Source organism: Pseudomonas leptonychotis (assembly GCF_004920405.1).
GTDB lineage: Bacteria > Pseudomonadota > Gammaproteobacteria > Pseudomonadales > Pseudomonadaceae > Aquipseudomonas > Aquipseudomonas leptonychotis.
This window is the reverse complement of the sequence record NZ_RFLV01000001.1, coordinates 705,267-723,686: the sequence shown is the minus strand read 5'-3', so window position 1 is coordinate 723,686 and position 18,420 is coordinate 705,267. Positions and strand designations below refer to the sequence as shown.

The window sequence follows — 18,420 nt, the reverse complement described above, 5'->3', positions numbered from 1 at the left end:
GGTGATTCTGTCGGTCAGTGCTTGCTCTGGCGTCGTGCTTACGGATAATGCCCGACCTTCCGCGAACCTGAGATAGATAAGCCCTCCTTATGTTTTCCAGAACCCTGCTGTGCCTGGCCCTCTGTGTGGCTACTACCTCCGCGCTGGCGGATACCGTTTGGTTAAAAAACGGTGACCGCTTAAGTGGCAAAATCAAGTTCTATGACGGTGGCAAGCTGCTGCTGGAAACCGACTACGGCGGTGCCATTGCCCTGGATTGGAACAAGATCGCGACTCTGGAAAGCGATCAGGAATTGCTGGTCAAGGAAAATGCAATCGTTGGGGAGCGTGCTAAATCCTTGCAGCCGGCTGAGTCAGGCAAGGTGACGTTGGCCAATGGCGAGGCACCCAAGACTATCGAGCTGGCCAGCATCCAGCAGATACTCAAGCCCAAGCCGCTGGTTGAAGACCTGGTTTGGAAGGGCAATATCGACGCGGCGCTGGATTACAAACGTGCCGAGCGAGACACCGACGATTATGACGTTGGCCTGAAAACCCAGGCGCGTCACGGGCTGTGGCGGCATCACGCCGAGGCCGAATACAACCGTGAGTTTCAGGACGATGTGGTCACGACCGACAACTGGAGCGCCGAGTACGCCCTCGATCGCTTCCTGACCGAGAAGTGGTTCTGGCAGGGGCGCTTTGAGTACAAGCGCGACATGGTCGAAGAGCTTGCGCGTCAGCGCACCGTGGGTACGGGACCTGGTTACCAGTTCTGGGACAATGAGCTGGGAGCCTTCTCTGTCACCGGTCTGCTCAACCGTACAGATTATGAATACAGCAATGGCGAGAGCGACAACTTCTATGCGGCGAGCATGAAGTGGGACTACAACCGCTACCTGATTGGCAAGCGGGTTGAACTGTTCAGCGATGGCGAAATAGGTAAGCCGCTGGCCAATGTTGCTGATTACACCCTGGATGCCGCCGTAGGGCTGCGTTACAAGGTAACCGACTGGGCCTCGTTGAATATGAAAGCCGAGAAGGACCTGGTCAGCGGTGCGGAAGGCGAGCTGGACGAAACCCGTTACAGCCTGGGTTTTGGTATCGGCTGGTAAGTTGTTTGTCACATAAAAAAGCCCCGCAAATGCGGGGCTTTTTTATGTCAGATTTCGACTCTGCGAGCTAGCGCCAGGCAAGGCGCAACGAGCAACGGGAGTAACAGCCGCAGGCTGGCCCGAAGGGTAAGCGCCAGCGAATCAATTGGGCGAGGGCGCGGAGTTTACGGGCTGTAAATGAGCAGCCCGAGCCCAATTTCAACGCAGTCTGGCCGACGCGCAGCAAGTCGATGCCGATCAGAGGCGTAGGCCGCCATCCAGTTCCAGGATCCGACCGGTGTAGTAGTCGTTTTCCAGGATATAGGCCACCGAGTGAGCGATCTCGGCTGGTTTGCCCATGCGCCGCAGCGGGATGACCGAGGTCATGCGCTCCAGTGCTTCGGGCTTCATGCTGGCGACCATCTCGGTTTCGATAAAGCCCGGTGCAACGCCGGCCACGCGAATGCCGTAACGCGCCAGTTCTTTGGCCCAAACCACGGTGTCAGCCGCTACACCGGCCTTGGCGGCGGAGTAGTTGGCTTGGCCCATATTGCCGGCACGGGAGATGGATGAGATGTTGATGATCGCGCCTTCGTTCTTCAGCTCGATCATCTTCGCCGCGACTTCACGGGTGCAGAGGAATACGCCGGTCAGGTTGACGTCGATCACCGACTGCCACTGAGCCAGGCTCAGTTTGGTGATTTCGCCGTCCTTAACCTTGATGGTCAAGCCGTCACGCAGGATGCCAGCGTTGTTAACCAGGCCATTGATCGCGCCGAAATCTTCGGCAATCTGTGCCACGGTCTGGGTCACTTGCTCTTCATTGGCCACGTTGCACAGGTAAGCGCGTGCTTCCACGCCCTGGGCTTTGCAGGCGGCAACGGCTTCGTCGAGCTTTTCCTGGTTCAGGTCGACCAGCGCCAGCTTGACGCCTTTATCCGCCAGGTATTCGGCCATGGCACGGCCCAGTCCTTGGCAGCCGCCGGTAATGATGATGACTTTGTCTTTGAGTTGCATGTGCTATCCCCTGAAGGTGTTGGGTGTAACCTTGCCGCCGCTGTAAGCAGTATTCTGCAGCGCCTGTCCGTTTGTGACGGATTCTAAGCAAGGAGTCATAAGGTGAGCGTGAAAGCCGGCAAGCATGCCCGAGAATTGCTGCTCAAGGAATACCGGGGCGTGCTCAGCACCCATTCCAAAGCCATGCCGGGCTTCCCTTTCGGATCAGTGGTGCCTTATTGCCTGGACGAGCAAGGCCACCCGCTGATCCTGATCAGCCGCATTGCTCAGCACACTCATAACCTCAAGCAAGACGCCAAGTGTTCGCTACTGGTAGGCGAGCGTGGGGCTGACGATGTGCAGGCGGTTGGCCGCCTGACGTTGCTGGCCGAAGCCCAGCTTTTGCATGACGCTGCAAAGATTGAGGCGGCGTCGCAGCGCTACTACCGCTACTTTCCCGATTCGCAAGGTCACCATCGCGTGCATGATTTTGATTTTTGGCGGCTGCAGCCGGTGCGCGGGCGCTATATCGGTGGTTTTGGTGCGATTCATTGGCTGGATCAAGTAACGCTGGGCAACCCTTTTGCCGGCGACAGTGAAATCAGCATGGTCGAGCACATGAACAGTGACCATTGCCGTGCCATCGCCCATTATGTCGCGCTGGCCGGCTTGCCTAACCACGTGCCGGCTGAGTTGGCCGGTATCGACAGCGAAGGGTTTCACCTGCGCATCGGTCAGGCGCTGTATTGGTTGGCGTTTCCAGCACCCTGTAAAACTGCGGTTGAGGTGCGCCAAGCCCTGGTGGCGTTGGCGCATGCCGAAGTTTGGCCGACCGACGGTCTGCCTTCAGCTTGAATTCAGCTCAACACCCCATACTTCTCACTTACTGGAAGCTGTTCTTCCGTTAAGGAATTTTCGATGCGTGCTTTTCTCTTTTTGTTTTTGCTGTTTCCGTTCATTGAGTTAGCCCTGTTGATTCAGGTGGGTGGTGCTATCGGTGTGCTGCCGACGCTGTTGCTGGTCATCGGCAGTGCCGTTCTTGGCAGTATTCTGCTGCGCGTAGCGGGCGTGGCCACTGCTTGGCGCGCGCGCGAAAAGCTTTCGCGCGGTGAGTTGCCTGAACAGGAAATGCTTGAGGGGCTGTTGATCGCCGTTGGTGGCGGTCTGTTGCTGTTGCCGGGTTTTATCAGCGACATCTTTGGCGTGCTCTGCCTGATTCCCTTCACCCGTCGTTTGTTGGTCAATAAGGTGCGTCTGCGCGCCGCTGAGCAAGCTATGCGTCAGCGAGCCTTCTTTGATGACCAGGCTGCCCGCTCCGGACAGACGCGCGCACAGGTGCTGGAAGGTGAGTATGAGCGCCGTGAGTAAGTGTATCGGCGCGTAATTTTCCATAAAGATTTCGCCCTCAGCCCTTGAAATCCCTCCGTGCGCCCTTATGTAGCGGTCACCGCAAGGTTTTTGTCGTTTAGACAAATCAGACTTCAGCGTTGCGCCTGGCGCAGCGCTCCCGGCCTCGCCGGATTTTGCTAACCCGCCGGTGAACACACCGGTCGAAAATAAACTATTGGGAGAGATCGACCATGAAGCTTCGTCCTCTGCATGACCGCGTCGTAATCCGTCGCAGCGAAGAAGAAAAGAAAACCGCCGGTGGCATTGTGCTGCCAGGTTCCGCTGCTGAAAAAGCCAACAGCGGTGAGATCCTCGCTGTCGGCACCGGCCGCGTGCTGGACAACGGTGAAGTTCGTGCGCTGGCCGTCAAGGTTGGTGACAAAGTGGTATTTGGCCCGTACTCGGGCAGCAACACCGTCAAAGTTGACGGCGAAGACCTGCTGGTAATGGCTGAGAACGAAATTCTCGCCGTTATCGAAGGCTGATTGCAGCGCCTCGTCGCTACGAATTCCGCTCTATTTGAACGCATTAAGGAATAACCATCATGGCTGCTAAAGAAGTTAAATTCGGCGATTCCGCCCGTAAAAAAATGCTCGTTGGCGTTAACGTTCTGGCTGACGCAGTAAAAGCGACCCTGGGCCCGAAAGGCCGCAACGTTGTGATCGAGAAGAGCTACGGCGCTCCGACCATCACCAAAGACGGCGTTTCCGTTGCCAAAGAAATCGAGCTGAAAGATCGTTTCGAGAACATGGGCGCTCAGCTGGTTAAAGACGTTGCTTCGCGCGCTAACGATGACGCAGGCGACGGCACCACCACCGCCACCGTTCTGGCTCAAGCCATCGTCAACGAAGGCCTGAAAGCCGTCGCTGCCGGCATGAACCCAATGGACCTCAAGCGCGGCATCGACAAGGCGACCATCGCCATCGTGGCCGAGCTGAAGAACCTGTCCAAGCCGTGCGCTGACACCAAGGCCATCGCTCAGGTTGGTTCGATCTCCGCCAACTCCGACACCTCCATCGGCGAAATCATTGCCGAAGCCATGGAAAAAGTCGGTAAAGAAGGCGTGATCACCGTTGAAGAAGGCTCGGGCCTGGAAAACGAACTGTCGGTTGTTGAAGGCATGCAGTTCGACCGTGGTTACCTGTCCCCGTACTTCATCAACAAGCCAGACACCATGGTTGCCGAGCTCGACGGCCCGCTGATTCTGCTGGTCGACAAGAAGATCTCCAACATCCGTGAGCTGCTGCCAGTTCTGGAAGCGGTGGCCAAATCCGGTCGTCCGCTGCTGATCGTGGCCGAAGACGTTGAAGGCGAGGCCTTGGCGACTCTGGTTGTGAACAACATGCGCGGTATCGTTAAAGTCGCTGCCGTTAAGGCGCCAGGCTTTGGTGATCGTCGCAAGGCCATGCTGCAGGACATCGCTGTTCTGACTGGCGGTACCGTTATCTCCGAAGAGATCGGCCTGAGCCTGGAAAGCGCCACCCTGGAGCACCTGGGTAACGCCAAGCGCGTGATCCTCAGCAAAGAAAACACCACCATCATCGACGGTGCTGGCGTTCAGGCTGATATCGAGTCGCGCGTACTGCAGATCCGTAAGCAGATCGAAGACACTTCGTCCGACTACGACAAAGAGAAGCTGCAAGAGCGTTTGGCCAAACTGGCTGGCGGTGTTGCCGTGATCAAAGTCGGTGCCGGTACCGAAGTTGAAATGAAAGAGAAGAAAGCCCGCGTTGACGACGCCCTGCACGCAACCCGCGCAGCCGTTGAAGAAGGCGTGGTACCTGGCGGCGGCGTGGCATTGGTGCGCGCTCTGCAGGCCATCAGCGAACTGAAAGGCGAGAACGCTGATCAAGACGTTGGTATCGCACTGCTGCGCCGTGCGGTTGAAGCACCGCTGCGTCAGATCGTTGCCAACGCTGGCGGCGAGCCAAGCGTAGTAGTCGACAAGGTCAAGCAGGGTTCGGGTAACTACGGCTTCAACGCCGCCACCGACACCTACGGCGACATGATCGAGATGGGTATTCTCGATCCGGCTAAGGTCACTCGTTCGGCGCTGCAGGCTGCTGCTTCGATCGCCAGCCTGATGATCACCACCGAAGCGATGATCGCCGAAGTGGTTGAAGACAAGCCGGCCGGTGGCGGTATGCCAGACATGGGCGGTATGGGTGGCATGGGCGGCATGATGTAAGCCAGCCCGGCCCCTAGCAGGCCGCCGCCAGGCGGCTTGTAAGCAGTAAAGAAAACCCCGTGCCTGTCACGGGGTTTTCATTTTTATCGGCTATAACAGTCCAGCGCGGCAAAGCGGTACGCCAATTGCTTTGGGTAATGCCTGCTCCCGGACTGGAGCCTGTCAATCAGCCTTGTGCGGATGATCTGCATAAGCGCTTCTTGTTATGACCTCACTTGGATGTGCTCTACCGCGCGACTTTGCCGTGCGGTTAGAAAAGTTTTGTCGGTATTGGTCGGCCACCGCTGTTTTAGATGCATGGGTCATAGGGCGCACCGCTCTGATGCGAATGGGCAATTAAGTGACCCACAAGCTGTTACCTGCGCGCGTATTAATGCGGCCCAGCCTTTGGTTTGACCAACGGTTGAACCATTGGCCAAACGGCGGTTCGAAGGCTTGCCTGCTAAATGGCTTGTTTGTGGATCAGGATGATCAGGTGTAGTGCCGACAGGCTCGGCAGTAACGACCGTTGGTCGCAAAGCGCGGCGCTACGGTTATCAATGATCTAGGTTTAGAAACAGCGTTTGGCAGCGCTATCAAGAGGTTGCAGTGATGAAGCTAGAAATCGCACGAGGTTTATTCTTAGTGACCGCGCTCAGCGTGGCCTCGCTCGCGGCGGCGGCCTGGCAGGAAGCCAGCCCCCAAGTCATCACCCTGAACGAGCAGCTGGGTTATTGCCCTTTGCCACCCCAGGCTCGAACGACCGAGGCGTTGCGTCCGGATCAAGACCTGCTATTGCTGATGTTCAGCCTGTCTCAGGGGACGGGTGCGCAAGGTTAACCCTGTTATCTGGCACTAAATATCTGAAAAAAAGCCCTGCTATGCAGGGCTTTTTTGTGGCTGACCATCCGTGGTCATTACTCTTGGGCTCAGCCGTGCGTTGACGTAGGTTTAGGTGGCGCATCGGGTTGGGCCAGCACGCTGTACACGCAGGGCAGCACGAACAGGGTAAACAGCGTACCAATCGACATACCGGTGGCGATTACCAGGCCGATGTCGAAGCGGCTCACCGCGCCCGCGCCGGTTGCCAGGATCAGTGGCACCATGCCAAACACCATCGCCGCGGTGGTCATCAATACCGGGCGCAAGCGAATTGCCGCCGCCTCTTCGACCGCCTCACGTCGCGACAAACCTTTCTCGCGGCGCAGCTGGTTGGCGAACTCGACGATCAGGATGCCGTGCTTGGTGATCAGGCCAATCAGCGTCACCAGGCCCACCTGGGTGTAGATGTTCATGCTCGACAGGCCTAAGAACAGTGGGATCAGCGCACCGCAGATTGATAGCGGCACCGTGACCATGATCACCAGCGGGTCGCGGAAGCTTTCGAACTGCGCCGCCAGCACCAGGAAGATCAGCGCCAACGCCAGGCCGAAGGTCACGTAGAGCGCGCTGCCTTCTTGCACCAGCTGGCGCGAGGCTCCGGCGAAGTCGTAGGCGTAACCCGCCGGGGCCTCCTCCTGCATGATCTGCGTAACGGTGTCGATGGCCTCACCCATGCTGACGATCGGTACGCCCTGAATGATCGCCGAGTTGAGCTGCTGGAACTGGTTGAGCTGGGTCGGGCGCGCGCGATCGCTGACCTTGACCAAGGTCGAAAGGGCCAGCATCGCGCCGCTGTCGCTCTTCACGTAGTAGCTGCTGAGCCATTGCGGGTTGTCGCGGTAAGCGCGCTCGACCTGGGCAATCACCTTGTAGCTGCGCCCTTCGATGGTGAAGCGGTTGATCTCACCTTCACCGAGCAGGCTGGCGAGGGTCAGGCCGAGATCTTCCATAGACACGCCCATCTGTGCGGCTTTCTCGCGGTCGATTTCCACCACCACTTCCGGTTTGTCGAAAGCCAAATCAACGTCGAGGAAGGCGAATTTGCCGGACTCCACCGCGCGCTTTTTGACCTTCTCGGCCACCTGCAACAGTGACTGATAGTCGTTGGGTGTGTTGATCACGAACTGAAACGGCAGGCCATCACCGGTACCTGGCAGGGACGGCAGGTTGAAGCCGAAGATTTGCAGGCCGGCGATCTGCGACAGGCGGCCTTGCACCTCCGGCAGAATTTCCATCTGGGTGCGCTCGCGCTCGTTCCACGGCGTCATTAGAAAACCGCCGATACCCGACTGCACGCCGTTGAAACCGTTGATCTGGAACGAGGAGTAGTACTCGGGGAACTCCTTGAATATCTCCACGAATTCATCGGTGTACTTGTTCAGGTATTCAAGGTTGGTGGGCTGCGGCGCATTGGCAATCATGAAGATGATGCCCTGATCTTCTTCCGGTGCCAGTTCGCTTTTGGTGAAGTTGAGCAGCACCGGAATCAAGCACATGACGATCACTGCGAACACCAGCACCACCGGACGGGTCTCCAGGGTTCCGTGCAGGGCGCGTTGATAGCGCTGTTTAAGACCGTCGAAGATCTGGTCGAGCTTGTGTGCCAAGCCCGACGGATTTTCTTCGTGGCGCAGCAGCTTGGCGCACATCATCGGCGACAGCGTCAGGGCGACGATGCCGGAGATGATCACGGCGCCGGCCAGGGTCAGGGCAAACTCTTTGAACAGAGCCCCCGTAAGGCCTTCGAGGAAGCCGATAGGCGCGTACACCGCGGCCAGGGTGATGGTCATCGAGACCACCGGCACGGCGATTTCGCGGGCGCCCTCGATGGCCGCGTCGAACGGCGTTTTGCCTTCCTCGATATGCCGGTGGATGTTCTCCACCACTACGATGGCGTCGTCCACCACCAGGCCGATGGCCAACACCATGGCCAGTAGGGTCAGCAGGTTGATCGAGTACCCCATCAGCTGCATAAAGAACAGCACGCCGATCATCGACAGCGGGATGGTGATCACCGGGATCAGCACTGAGCGGAAAGCACCGAGGAACAGGAACACCACCACGATGACGATCAACACGGCTTCGAACAGGGTTTTCACCACCTCATCAATCGAGGCCTGAATAAACAGCGTGGCGTCGTAGGCGATCGAGACCTTCAGGTTAGGCGGCAGCTGAGCATCCAGGTCGGGCATGACCTTGCGCACTTCCTTGATCACATCCAGTGGGTTAGCCCCTGGCGTGCCCTTAATGGCGATGTACACCGACGGGGTGCCATCGAAGGAGCTGATCGAGTCATAGCTTTCTGCGCCCATTTCCACCCGCGCCACATCGCGGATCAGCACACGGCTGTCGCCCACGGTCTTCAGTGGAATGGCGGCAAAGGCCTCGGCCGACTTCAGGTCGGTTTCGGCATTGATGCTGGTAACTACATACTGACCTTTCACCTCGCCGGCGGCGGATAGGAAGTTGTATTTACGCACCGCTGTATTGACGTCGTTAGCCGTAACGCCATAAGCGGCCATTTTCACCGGGTCGAGCCACAGGCGCATGGCGAACACCTGGTTACCAAGGATTTCGGCCTCGGCCATGCCGGGCAAGGTAGCCAGCTTGGGCTGGATCACCCGTGACAGGTAGTCGGTGATCTGCGGGTTGGACAGCTCGTCGCTGTAGAAGCTGATGTACATCAGCGCCGTGGAGTCAGCCGCTTCCTTGCTCAGTACCGGGTCTTCGGCGTCCTGCGGTAGTTGGTTTTTCACCTCGTTGGCTTTGGCCAGCAGTTCGGTGAATAAGCGGTCGCTATTGGCGCCGATGCGCGCATAGATCGAGATGATTGACACATTCTGTCGGCTCACCGACGTCATGTAATCGATGCCATCGGCACTGGCCAGGCTCTGCTGCAGCGGCTGGGTGATGTAACCCTGGATGGTCTCGGCATTGGCCCCGGGGTAAGCGGTGGTCACCGTGATCAGGGCATTTTCCATCTGTGGGTACTGGCGGATGGTCAGTTTGCTGAATGCCTGGAAGCCAAGCAGGATGATCAACAGACTGACCACCGTCGCCAATACCGGGCGACGGATAAACGGATCAGTAAAAGCCATAAATAAGTTCCTTACGCCAAGGGCCGATTAGTCGGTGCTTGGCTTGACCTGCGCGTTGGCGATGCTGACGTGGGCGTCGTCATCGAGCTTCAGTTGGCCGGCGCTGACCACCTGTTCGCCGGCTTGCAGCCCTTTGCTAATCACCACCTGGCCTGCACGGCGTTCGCCGGTTTCGACGAAGCGACGCTTGACCATCAGTTCGGCCTGGCCCTTGTCGTCTTTGATCACCTGGCCGTCTTCGTTTTTCTTCTCGCTGATGACGTACACCGAGTTGCCATACAGGGTGTAGGTAATGGCCGCTTCGGGTAGGACAATCACCTGCTGCTCACCGGGCAATAGTACTTCCAGATTGGCGAACATGCCGGGCAACAGCTTGTGTTCGGGGTTGACCAGCATGGCGCGCACTTGCACGTTACGCGTAGTGTCTTCGACCTTGGGATTGATCGCGACGATCTGGCCTTCGAACACTTCGTTTGGGTACGCCGCCACGCTGAAACGCACACGCTCATCGATGGCCAGCTTGGGCACCGCTTGTTCCGGCAGGAAGAAATCGACGAAGAGCTTGCTCAGGTCCTGCAGGGTGGCAATGGTGGTGCCGGAAGCAAGGTAGTCACCGACATCCACCTGGCGAATACCGATGGTGCCGGCAAAGGGCGCCACAATGCGCTTCTTCGCCAGCTGCGCTTGCAACTGCGCCACGCTGGCGTTGGCTTTTTGCAGGTTAGCGGCCAGGCGATCAAACTCGCTTTTCGAGATGCTTTGGCGTTTGACCAGGCTGCTGCCGCGCTCATATTCAACACGGGCTAAGCCCAACTCTGCCTGTGCTGTGGCGAGGATGGCCTGCTCGACATCGCTGTCCATCTGGATCAGCGGTTGCTGCACGGTCACCTGCTCACCTGAGCTGAACAGTACTCGCTGCACGGTGCCGCCGACCTCAACGGTCAGGTCCACACCCTGAAAAGCTTTCAGGGTGCCGATAGCCGGCAGACGACTCTGCCAGGGCTGCTCTGTTGCCGTTGCTGCGTCCACACTGATGGCCGGCTGCGGTGCCGAGAACATCTGAACTTGTTGGTAAATGGTGAAGCCTTTATAGGCGGCGAGGGCGAGTACTACGACGAGCACAACGCCCAGCATGATTAGCATGCGGCGGAGCAACATATTCCGGTTCCTTGGCAGTGCGAATAGAGGGCCTGGGAATAGGCAAGAGGGGCACCTTAGACCTCGCGCAGACGCCTGTCAAAGATTCGCATTTACACGAAAATGTTGTGCAAAACTTGCCGGATTGATCAAGTGCGTTTTAATGAAAATGCCAGCATTTGCTGGCATTTTTTATTGCTGATTGTTCGTTTAGGCACTCAGGCGCTGAGTCACCTCGCTGAGTTGCCCGGACAGGTTATGCAAATTCTGTCCGGCGGTTTCGGTGCGCTGCACGTTCTCTTGGTTGGCCGTGGCAATTGCGGTGATCTCGGTGAGGTTGCGCGAAATGTCTTCGGCGACCGAGGTCTGCTCTTCGGCGGCAGTGGCGATCTGCCGATTCATGTCGCGGATGGCCTCGACTGCACTGGTAATCAGTTGCAGCGTGGCCCCAGCCTCGGTGACCTGGGTCACGCCTTCTTCGCTGCGCTGCTGGCCGCTTTCGATGGCGCGCACCGCATTCACCGCACCGGTCTGCACGGTGTCGATGATTTGGTGGATTTCTGCGGTGGATTCGGCCGTACGCTGGGCCAGCGTGCGCACCTCGTCAGCCACTACAGCAAAACCGCGGCCCTGCTCGCCAGCCCTTGCAGCCTCAATGGCGGCGTTAAGTGCCAGCAGGTTGGTTTGCTCGGCAATGCCGCGAATCACTTCCAGTACTTTGCCGATGCGGCCAGTGTCGTTTTCCAGGCGGCGGATGACGTCAGAGGTGTTGCTGATCTCGCCGCGAATATCGGTGATGGTTTTGATCGTCGCCTGCATCACCGTTTCACCTTGGCGCGCTGCGCTGTCGGCATCATCGGCGGCATTGGCAGCTTCAGCGGCGTGGCGCGCCACTTCCTGGGCGGTGGCGGACATTTCATGCATCGCCGTGGCCACCTGGTCGGTGCGCGAAAACTGCTCACGAGTGCCTTGAGCCATGAGCGTGGCGATGGAGTTGAGTTCGCCACTGGCGGTGTCGAGGTCGGCGGTGCTGCGCTTCAGACGGGTAAAGGTGTCGGCCAGAAAGTCGCGCAGAATATTGGCCGCGGCGGCCAGCTTGCCGAGTTCATCCTGGCGTGTTGATTCAACGTGTTGGCCGAAATTGCCCTGGCTGAGCAAGGCGATATGTTCGATCAGCTCGCGAATAGGGTTGATAAGACTGCGGTTGACTAGCCACAGGCTGAACAAGCCAATGATTAGGGTGGCGCCGAGCATGCCCAGGGTGCCGAGCAGTATGGTGCGATCGGCTGCCGCATTGATCAGGCTCGCTTGATCAATGCTTTTTTATGTAGCTCTTCGGCCAGCTCATCCATTTGCTGGGTCGCGTTGCGGTCGATGCCTGATACGGCTTTGTCGCCGACTTTAGCGTCTGCACCGGCGGCGATAAAGGCATCACGGCCTGCGCGGTATTTGCCGCCTAGGTTCTGGTGCTCGCTGCGTAAAGCATCAATTTTGCGTTTGAGTACGGGGTCATTGCTGGCCAGTAAGCCGAGCTTGCTCAGGGTGTCCTGAACCTCGCGTTCTTGTTGCTCAAACTGGCCCCAGTATTTATCTAATTGAGCTTTGTCGCTGCCGCGCAGCAGTACGTTCTTCCATTCCTGGACCTGGGTTTTGAAGTTCAGGTTGGCGACGTCGATCAAGGTCGACTCCTCCAATGGACCTTCGAGTAACCCGCGGTAGTCCTGCATGCCTTTAGACAGGAAGCTAAAGCAGATCAGGGCTGTAACCAATATCAGCGCCAGGCTGCCGCCGAGTAAGGCGAGGATTTGCGCGCGCAAGGATTTTTGCAGAAACATGGGTGATACCCCTGGGTATGGAAGGCGGGATGCCAGTGACGCCAAACGCGCCCTAACTGCGAAGTTCCCTATCGACTGGTATCGGTTGTGCCGGGTTGCCTGGAAGCAACGGCTAGCTAAGAGTATAGATCGGCTCTGCGGCAGCGTTCTTTAGCGTGCCGCAGGCGTATTACATATTCAGAGGCGGGCGTTTAGGCCAGGCGCAGGTGGTTGTCCCACAGGCCCGCAGGCAATTGCAGGGGTTGGCTGCTGATCTGAGCGCTGCGGCAGTCGTATAGACGGCAACGGCCGACGCCGCTGCTGACGACAAAGCCGTCGGCCACCGCGCCCACCCCGGCGCAGTCAGTCAGGGGCGCATCCAGACGCAGTTCGGCGCTGTCCAGGTCCCAGATAAACACCCTGTTGCCGCGCGGTGCGGTCAGGGCCAGCAGGCGCAGGTCGCTGTGAATGGCCACGCTGGCGGTGTACTGGCTCATCAACTGGCGCTGTGCATCGGCCACCGGGAAGTGTTGAAAAGATTGACCGGGGCGCTTGATGGCCAGTAACGGCACTGCGTCGCTGGTATCGCCCATGTATTGCTGGCCGGTGACGACGCTGCCATCGCTGGCTACGGCCATATGGCGCACGCTGTTCATGCGCTCCGGCAGCTGCTCCTTGCTGATCAGGCTGCCATCACGGCGCATCAGCACCAGGCTGGACGCCATCGCGTCGAGGTTCATTTCCACCCGGCTGTCGGCTTCGGTACGAATACCGCCATTGGCCACGACCAGGGTTTCACCGTCGGGCAGCCAGAGCAGCTGGTGCGGGCCGATGCCGTGGGTCGACAGTTCGCTGCTGCGCATTAACTGCTCACCTTGCAGGCGATAGACGCCGAGTACGCCGCGGCCGGGGTCGGAGGTGTCGTTTTCTGTGGCGTACAACCATTCGCCACTCTTGTGGAACACCGCGTGGCCATAGAAGTGCCGCTGCGTCGGCGAGTTCAGGGTCTGCAGCAAGCGACCGTCGCGGGTGTCGATCAGGTAGCTTTGGGTGCTGGGGCGGCGTCCGACAAACAGCGCCATCGGTAGAAACGGATGGGCGATGACATCGTGGCAGCGCTCGCTGACGGGGGTGGCAAATACCTGGCTGCCATCGAGCCGATAGCCCACCGCAAAATGCCGGCCCGCTGCATCATTGCGCGCCGATAAGAGCAGCGGCCGGGGGCCGTTGTGCGTGAGTGTCCAGCCTCCGAAGGCGCTGGCGGCGAGGGCGGCGGTGCCCAGGCCGAGGAAGGCGCGGCGGTTCATTAATCAGTCACCATCATGGGCGTTGAAGCCCAGCTGAATACCCAGAGCTCTCGCCAGCTCGACCTCATGCAGGCGGTGCAGGGCACCCAGGCTGTCGTACAAGGCGTTTAGCTCGCTACGGCCTGCTTCGTCAGTCAGCAGTTCACCGAGTGGACGCTGAGCGGCTGCCAAGCGCTGACGGGTATCGCTGTAGGCGGCATTGATGCGTTGCTTCAGTTCGTCTTGATCGCTGCTGAGTAAGGCTTGGATGCCATCGTGTTCGGCTCCCAGCCAGATACGCTCGGCGCTGGCCAAGCTGGCCGCGAGGTTGGCCAGGCTGGCCTTGCTGCGCCAGGCCTCTGCTTGGAATGGCTGGGGCTGGCCCTTCGTCTGGCGACCCAATGGAGTGCCCAGTTTCTTTTTCAGCCCATCGAGGGCGCTGACGTGAGTGCGTAGAAGTTCTGCTACCGCCTCCGCCGCTTCGGCGTAGCGCGTGTTGGGGAAATGCTTCAGCTGTGCGGCCATGCCGTCCTCGCCCTGCCAGCTGTTCATTACATCAGCGGCAAGCACCTGTTGGTGGTCGCCGATGGCGACGATCATTGGGCAGTAGCGGGCTTTCTGTTCGGCGTTGTTGAGGTCAATCGCCGGGTCGAATAGCAGGTATTCATAGGCAGTCAGGCCTTGCACCACCACGCTAGATTTATCCAGGTCGGCCGGAGTCAGTTCGGGCTTGCTGTTGATCAGCGCCTCAACCTGGCGCGCGACCAGGTTCTTTTTGTCTGGCCAGAACTGGATCTGCCAGGCGCGGTTGCCTTCCGCCAGTGGGCCGAGCAAGGCGGGCTGCACGGCGGCCCAGGTGCTTTGTGCGCTGGCAAAAGCCAGGCGTGCGTCGGCAATGCTCTGCGTGCCAGCACAGAAGGCTTTGCTGCTCTCTGCCAGTTGCCGGTCGGCCTCATTCCAGGCGCTGTAGAGGGGGAGCAGCACGCCATCGGTGATGGCGCGGCTGACCTGCTGCTGCGGGTCTGCCGGGCTACAGGCGGCGAGCGTCAAGCTGAGCAAGGCGAGCGTGAGGGGTGAGCGGATCATTGGCGGCTCCTTTACAGCGAGTTCAGAAAAGCCAACAGCGCAGCGCGCTCATCGGCGTTGAATGTCAGTACAACCTGTTTGCTCGCTTGAGCTTCACCGCCGTGCCAGGCAATGGCCTCCAGCAGGTTGCGCGCGCGACCGTCATGCAGAAACTGGGTGTGTCCATTGACCGTCGCCGTCAAACCGATGCCCCACAGTGGCGGTGTGCGCCACTCTTGGCCGTTGGCGAGAAATTCCGGACGATTGTCGGCCAGGCCTGTGCCCATGTCATGCAGCAACAGGTCGCTATAGGGGCGAATCGCCTGATTCGCCAGCTCTGGCTCGGCGGCGTTGGTTGCGGTGGTGAACTGCGGGGTGTGACAACCCTGGCAACCCGCCCGATAGAACAGATTTTTGCCGGCGAGCACATGCGGTGTATCGGCGTCGCGGCGTGCCGGTACGCCCAGGTTACGGGTATAGAACAGTACGCTGGCAAGAATGCTGTCGCTGACTTCGAACTCACCGCCGTTGGGGGCGTTATGGCAGTCGCGCTGGAGCTCGCTGCAGTTGTCCTGGGCGACCAGCGTGCTTGTTAGGCCCATATCATTGGCGAAGGCTTCGGCATTCTGTTGGTTGAGCGTGGGCTGCCCGGCTTTCCAGCCGAAACGACCCAGCGTTGTGCGCTGCTGGGCGCGGTCCCAGACCTGATTAGCGCGCCCGGAAATGCCATCACCATTGCGGTCATCTGGGTCGGCATTGGCCAGGATGTCCGCATCGGCAATGGCTTCCAGCAGGCCAAGGCCGATCATCGGCGGGGCGATACGGGCTGAGAACAGCGTGTCGGGGTGCAGCGCGCCGTAGCCGAGTTGGCTGATGTTCAGGCTGGGTTGGCGCAGCTCGATCTCATGGCCATCGGCGAACCGTACGAGCTGTGTGCTGTAGCTGACGCGTACCTTGCCCTCAGGGCTGACGCCTGGGTTGCTCATGTCCTGCAACTGGCTGCCGTAGTGAGGTTCGGCCAGTACGCCCAGGCGCTGAATAATTGCCGCATGCTCGCTACCAGCCGGAATCGACAAACGTACCAACATCGAGGTCGCACTCTGCGCATCAGGGCCAGGTGGATGGCCGCGGCCGTCTTTGATATGGCAGTTCTGGCACGCATTGGTATTGAGCAGCGGGCCGAGGCCGTCGCGGGCCGTGGTTGTGGCCGGCGAGGTGACCCAAGGGTTGCGAAAGAAACTATTGCCGACGCTGAAATCCAGCCGGCGTGTGGGCGACAGGTTGGCCGACGGCAAGGAAAAGGCGTTCTGATCCGCCTTGCGTACGGTGGCACTGCCCGCAGACAGGGCTTCACCGGGTTCGGCCTGGGTGAAGAGAGGGGGGTTATCGCAAGCGACCAAGCTCAGGCTCAACGCCAACAGCAGCGCAATGCGATGCGGAGCAAACATGAAAGAACATCCGCAACAAGAAAACAGGCGGCTGATCTTAACAGTCTGCTCGGGTTTAAATAAGACGGATTTGCATTATCGATGGCGGTCAAAGGTCGCAGGGAGCAAAAACGCCGGCAGTGCTTTCTGACGCTGCGCAGCGTCGGTCTCGAAGGAGTGGTGGTCCGGGAGTACAGGCCACATAAATCACCGGGAGCGATTTTTGACGTTGCGTAGTAACGGTCGCGAAGGGGTGATGGGCCGGGAGAGCAGGCCACGTCAAAAATCGCCGGGAGCGATTTTTGACGTGGCGTAGTAGCGGTCTCGAAGGTGTGGCGGTTCGGGAATACAGGCCACAAAAAATCGCCGGGAGCGATTTTTGACGTTGCGTAGTAGCGGTCTCGAAGGTGTGGTGGTCCGGGAGAGCAGGCCACAAAAAATCGCCGGGAGTGATTTTTGACGTTGCGTAGTAACGGTCTCGAAGGAGTGGTGGTCCGGGATTGCAGGCCACAAAAAATCGCCGGGAGCGATTTTTGACGTTGCGTAGTAACGGTCTGAAGGTGTGGTGGTCCGGGAGTGCAGGCCACAAAAAATCGCCGGGAGCGATTTTTGACGTTGCGTAGCGACGGCCCCGAAGGGGTGGTCGCCAGGGATGGCAGGCCACAAAAAAGCCGCAGCCCTTCCAGGCATGCGGCTTTTCAGGCTGTATCGCTAGGCGCGACAGGCCGGGTGTTGCTTAGAAGCTGTGATCAGCGGTATCCGGATTCAGATCGCTGATACCCAGCTTGCCGGCAGCCTGTTCGATGGCACCGGTCTGCTTGACCAAGGCGGCGATGGCGTCACGGACGATCTGCTGACCAGCCGTATTGTCGGCGGCAATCAGTTGATCGAAGTGCTGACCCTTGTCGGCGCTGTCAACCAGGGCCTGCAGTTTGCCTTCGGTCGCTTCCAGGTCGGCTTTCAGTGTGCTGTCGGCGGCGGCGTCAACCTTGGCTACCAGGGAGGACAGGCTTGGGCCGGTCAGGGTGGTGCCGTCGACTTTCTTGTATTCGCCCAGGTAAACGTTGCGAATGCCTTTGCCGTTATAGAAGTGCGAGTTGTGCGTGTTGTCACTGAAGCAATCGTGCTCGTCTTCGGTGGAGTTGGCTTCCAGCGCGACCTTCATACGCTCGCCAGCCAATTCGCCGAGGGACAGGCTACCCATGCCGAAGAGCATCTTACGCAGGCCGTTCTCGACCGACTCGGCCTCAAGCGTGGCGCGGTAGTTGTCTGGCTTGCCAGCTTGCCACTGCACAACCATAGATTCGAGGTCGCTGACCAGCAGATCAGTGGCGGCCTTGATGAATGCACGGCGGCGTTCGTTGTTGCCACCGGTAGCGCCTTCGCCGACCACGAAATCAGTAGCAGGACGCTCGCCAGCACCTGGGTTGGTGCCGTTCAGGTCTTGGCCCCAGAGGAGAAATTCAATGGCGTGATAACCGGTAGCAACGTTGGCCTCTGAGCCGCCCAGTTCATTGAGGCTGGCCAGCAGCTCTGGGGTGATGGTGCTGACATCGAGTTTATCTTCGCCCACTTGAAGCTCGGTATTGGCGATGATGTTGGCGCTGGAACCTGGGTTGCCCAGCGCGTGCTGGTAATCCTTGGCGACATAATCGATCAGGCCTTCATCCAGCGGCCAGGCGTTCAGTTGGCCTTCCCAGTCATCCACCACGGCATTGCCGAAGCGGAATACTTCACTTTGCATGTAAGGCGCACGCGCTACTAACCAGGCTTCGCGTGCGGCTTTCAGGGTTTCATCATTGGGCGTGGCGAGCAGAGCGTCGATCGCAGCCTGCAGTTTTTTGCCAGTGCTGGCGGCGTCGCTGAAGACGGCCAGGGCCAGGTCCGCATAGTGGCTGACCACTGCCTTACCTGCCGCTTGGTCAATCTGGCCAGTGGCGACAGCCGCAGCGCTGGTGCTGCTGGCCGCGGGTGCGGCGGCTTGAGTAGCTGGCGCTTTATCTTCGCCGCAGCCGGCGAGTGAAATGGCGATGGCAAGCAGGCTGGCAGAAGCCAGGGGCATACGGAGCATGGCGAAATCCTTTAC

13 protein-coding genes and 1 pseudogene are annotated in these 18,420 nt (G+C 59.1%); 6 read left to right on the top strand and 8 right to left on the bottom strand.

All coding sequences use genetic code 11. The features are described 5' to 3' along the window. Positions 1-89 precede the first annotated feature (89 nt). Positions 90-1,094: a DUF481 domain-containing protein gene (locus D8779_RS03245; RefSeq protein ID WP_136663024.1), complete on the top strand. Its 1,005-nt coding sequence runs from the start codon at positions 90-92 to the stop codon at positions 1,092-1,094. Positions 1,095-1,331: 237 nt separating this feature from the next. On the opposite strand, the gene D8779_RS03240 is transcribed toward D8779_RS03245, so the two are convergent. After that, complete coding sequence (locus D8779_RS03240; RefSeq protein WP_136663023.1) at positions 1,332-2,090, bottom strand: SDR family oxidoreductase; 759 nt, start codon at positions 2,088-2,090, stop codon at positions 1,332-1,334. 102 nt (positions 2,091-2,192) lie between these two features. Between D8779_RS03240 and D8779_RS03235 the strand changes: the two genes are divergently transcribed. From D8779_RS03235 to D8779_RS03215, 5 genes are all read left to right on the top strand, one after another. Then, positions 2,193-2,924: a HugZ family pyridoxamine 5'-phosphate oxidase gene (locus D8779_RS03235; protein ID WP_136663022.1), complete on the top strand. Its 732-nt coding sequence runs from the start codon at positions 2,193-2,195 to the stop codon at positions 2,922-2,924. 63 nt (positions 2,925-2,987) lie between these two features. Beyond that, on the top strand, positions 2,988-3,437 hold the full coding sequence (locus D8779_RS03230; protein WP_136663021.1) for an FxsA family protein: 450 nt from the start codon (positions 2,988-2,990) through the stop codon (positions 3,435-3,437). A gap of 212 nt (positions 3,438-3,649) precedes the next feature. Continuing rightward, positions 3,650-3,943, top strand: coding sequence for a co-chaperone GroES (locus D8779_RS03225; RefSeq protein ID WP_019827816.1), 294 nt, complete (start codon positions 3,650-3,652; stop codon positions 3,941-3,943). A gap of 59 nt (positions 3,944-4,002) precedes the next feature. Continuing rightward, on the top strand, positions 4,003-5,646 hold the full coding sequence (groL, locus tag D8779_RS03220) for a chaperonin GroEL (RefSeq protein WP_090239774.1): 1,644 nt from the start codon (positions 4,003-4,005) through the stop codon (positions 5,644-5,646). A 591-nt stretch (positions 5,647-6,237) separates the two neighbouring features. Further along, positions 6,238-6,465 carry a hypothetical protein gene (locus D8779_RS03215; protein WP_136663020.1) on the top strand — a complete coding sequence of 76 codons (228 nt, stop codon included), beginning with the start codon at positions 6,238-6,240 and terminating at the stop codon, positions 6,463-6,465. Between the two features lie 89 nt (positions 6,466-6,554). On the opposite strand, the gene D8779_RS03210 is transcribed toward D8779_RS03215, so the two are convergent. From D8779_RS03210 to D8779_RS03180, 7 genes and pseudogenes are all read right to left on the bottom strand, one after another. Then, positions 6,555-9,605: a multidrug efflux RND transporter permease subunit gene (locus D8779_RS03210; protein ID WP_136663019.1), complete on the bottom strand. Its 3,051-nt coding sequence runs from the start codon at positions 9,603-9,605 to the stop codon at positions 6,555-6,557. 27 nt (positions 9,606-9,632) lie between these two features. Continuing rightward, a complete protein-coding gene (locus D8779_RS03205) occupies positions 9,633-10,763 on the bottom strand; it encodes an efflux RND transporter periplasmic adaptor subunit (RefSeq protein WP_136663018.1) in 1,131 nt (376 codons plus the stop codon). Between the two features lie 189 nt (positions 10,764-10,952). Next, positions 10,953-12,577: pseudogene (locus D8779_RS03200) on the bottom strand (methyl-accepting chemotaxis protein). Between the two features lie 191 nt (positions 12,578-12,768). Then, entirely contained in the window at positions 12,769-13,863 is a 1,095-nt protein-coding gene (locus D8779_RS03195; protein ID WP_136663017.1) for a DUF1513 domain-containing protein, read from the bottom strand. A gap of 3 nt (positions 13,864-13,866) precedes the next feature. Next, a complete protein-coding gene (locus tag D8779_RS03190; RefSeq protein ID WP_136663016.1) occupies positions 13,867-14,928 on the bottom strand; it encodes an imelysin family protein in 1,062 nt (353 codons plus the stop codon). Positions 14,929-14,939: 11 nt separating this feature from the next. Then, positions 14,940-16,355: a di-heme oxidoreductase family protein gene (locus tag D8779_RS03185; protein WP_136663015.1), complete on the bottom strand. Its 1,416-nt coding sequence runs from the start codon at positions 16,353-16,355 to the stop codon at positions 14,940-14,942. A gap of 715 nt (positions 16,356-17,070) precedes the next feature. Continuing rightward, positions 17,071-18,405, bottom strand: coding sequence for an imelysin family protein (locus D8779_RS03180; protein WP_136663014.1), 1,335 nt, complete (start codon positions 18,403-18,405; stop codon positions 17,071-17,073). Positions 18,406-18,420 lie beyond the last annotated feature (15 nt).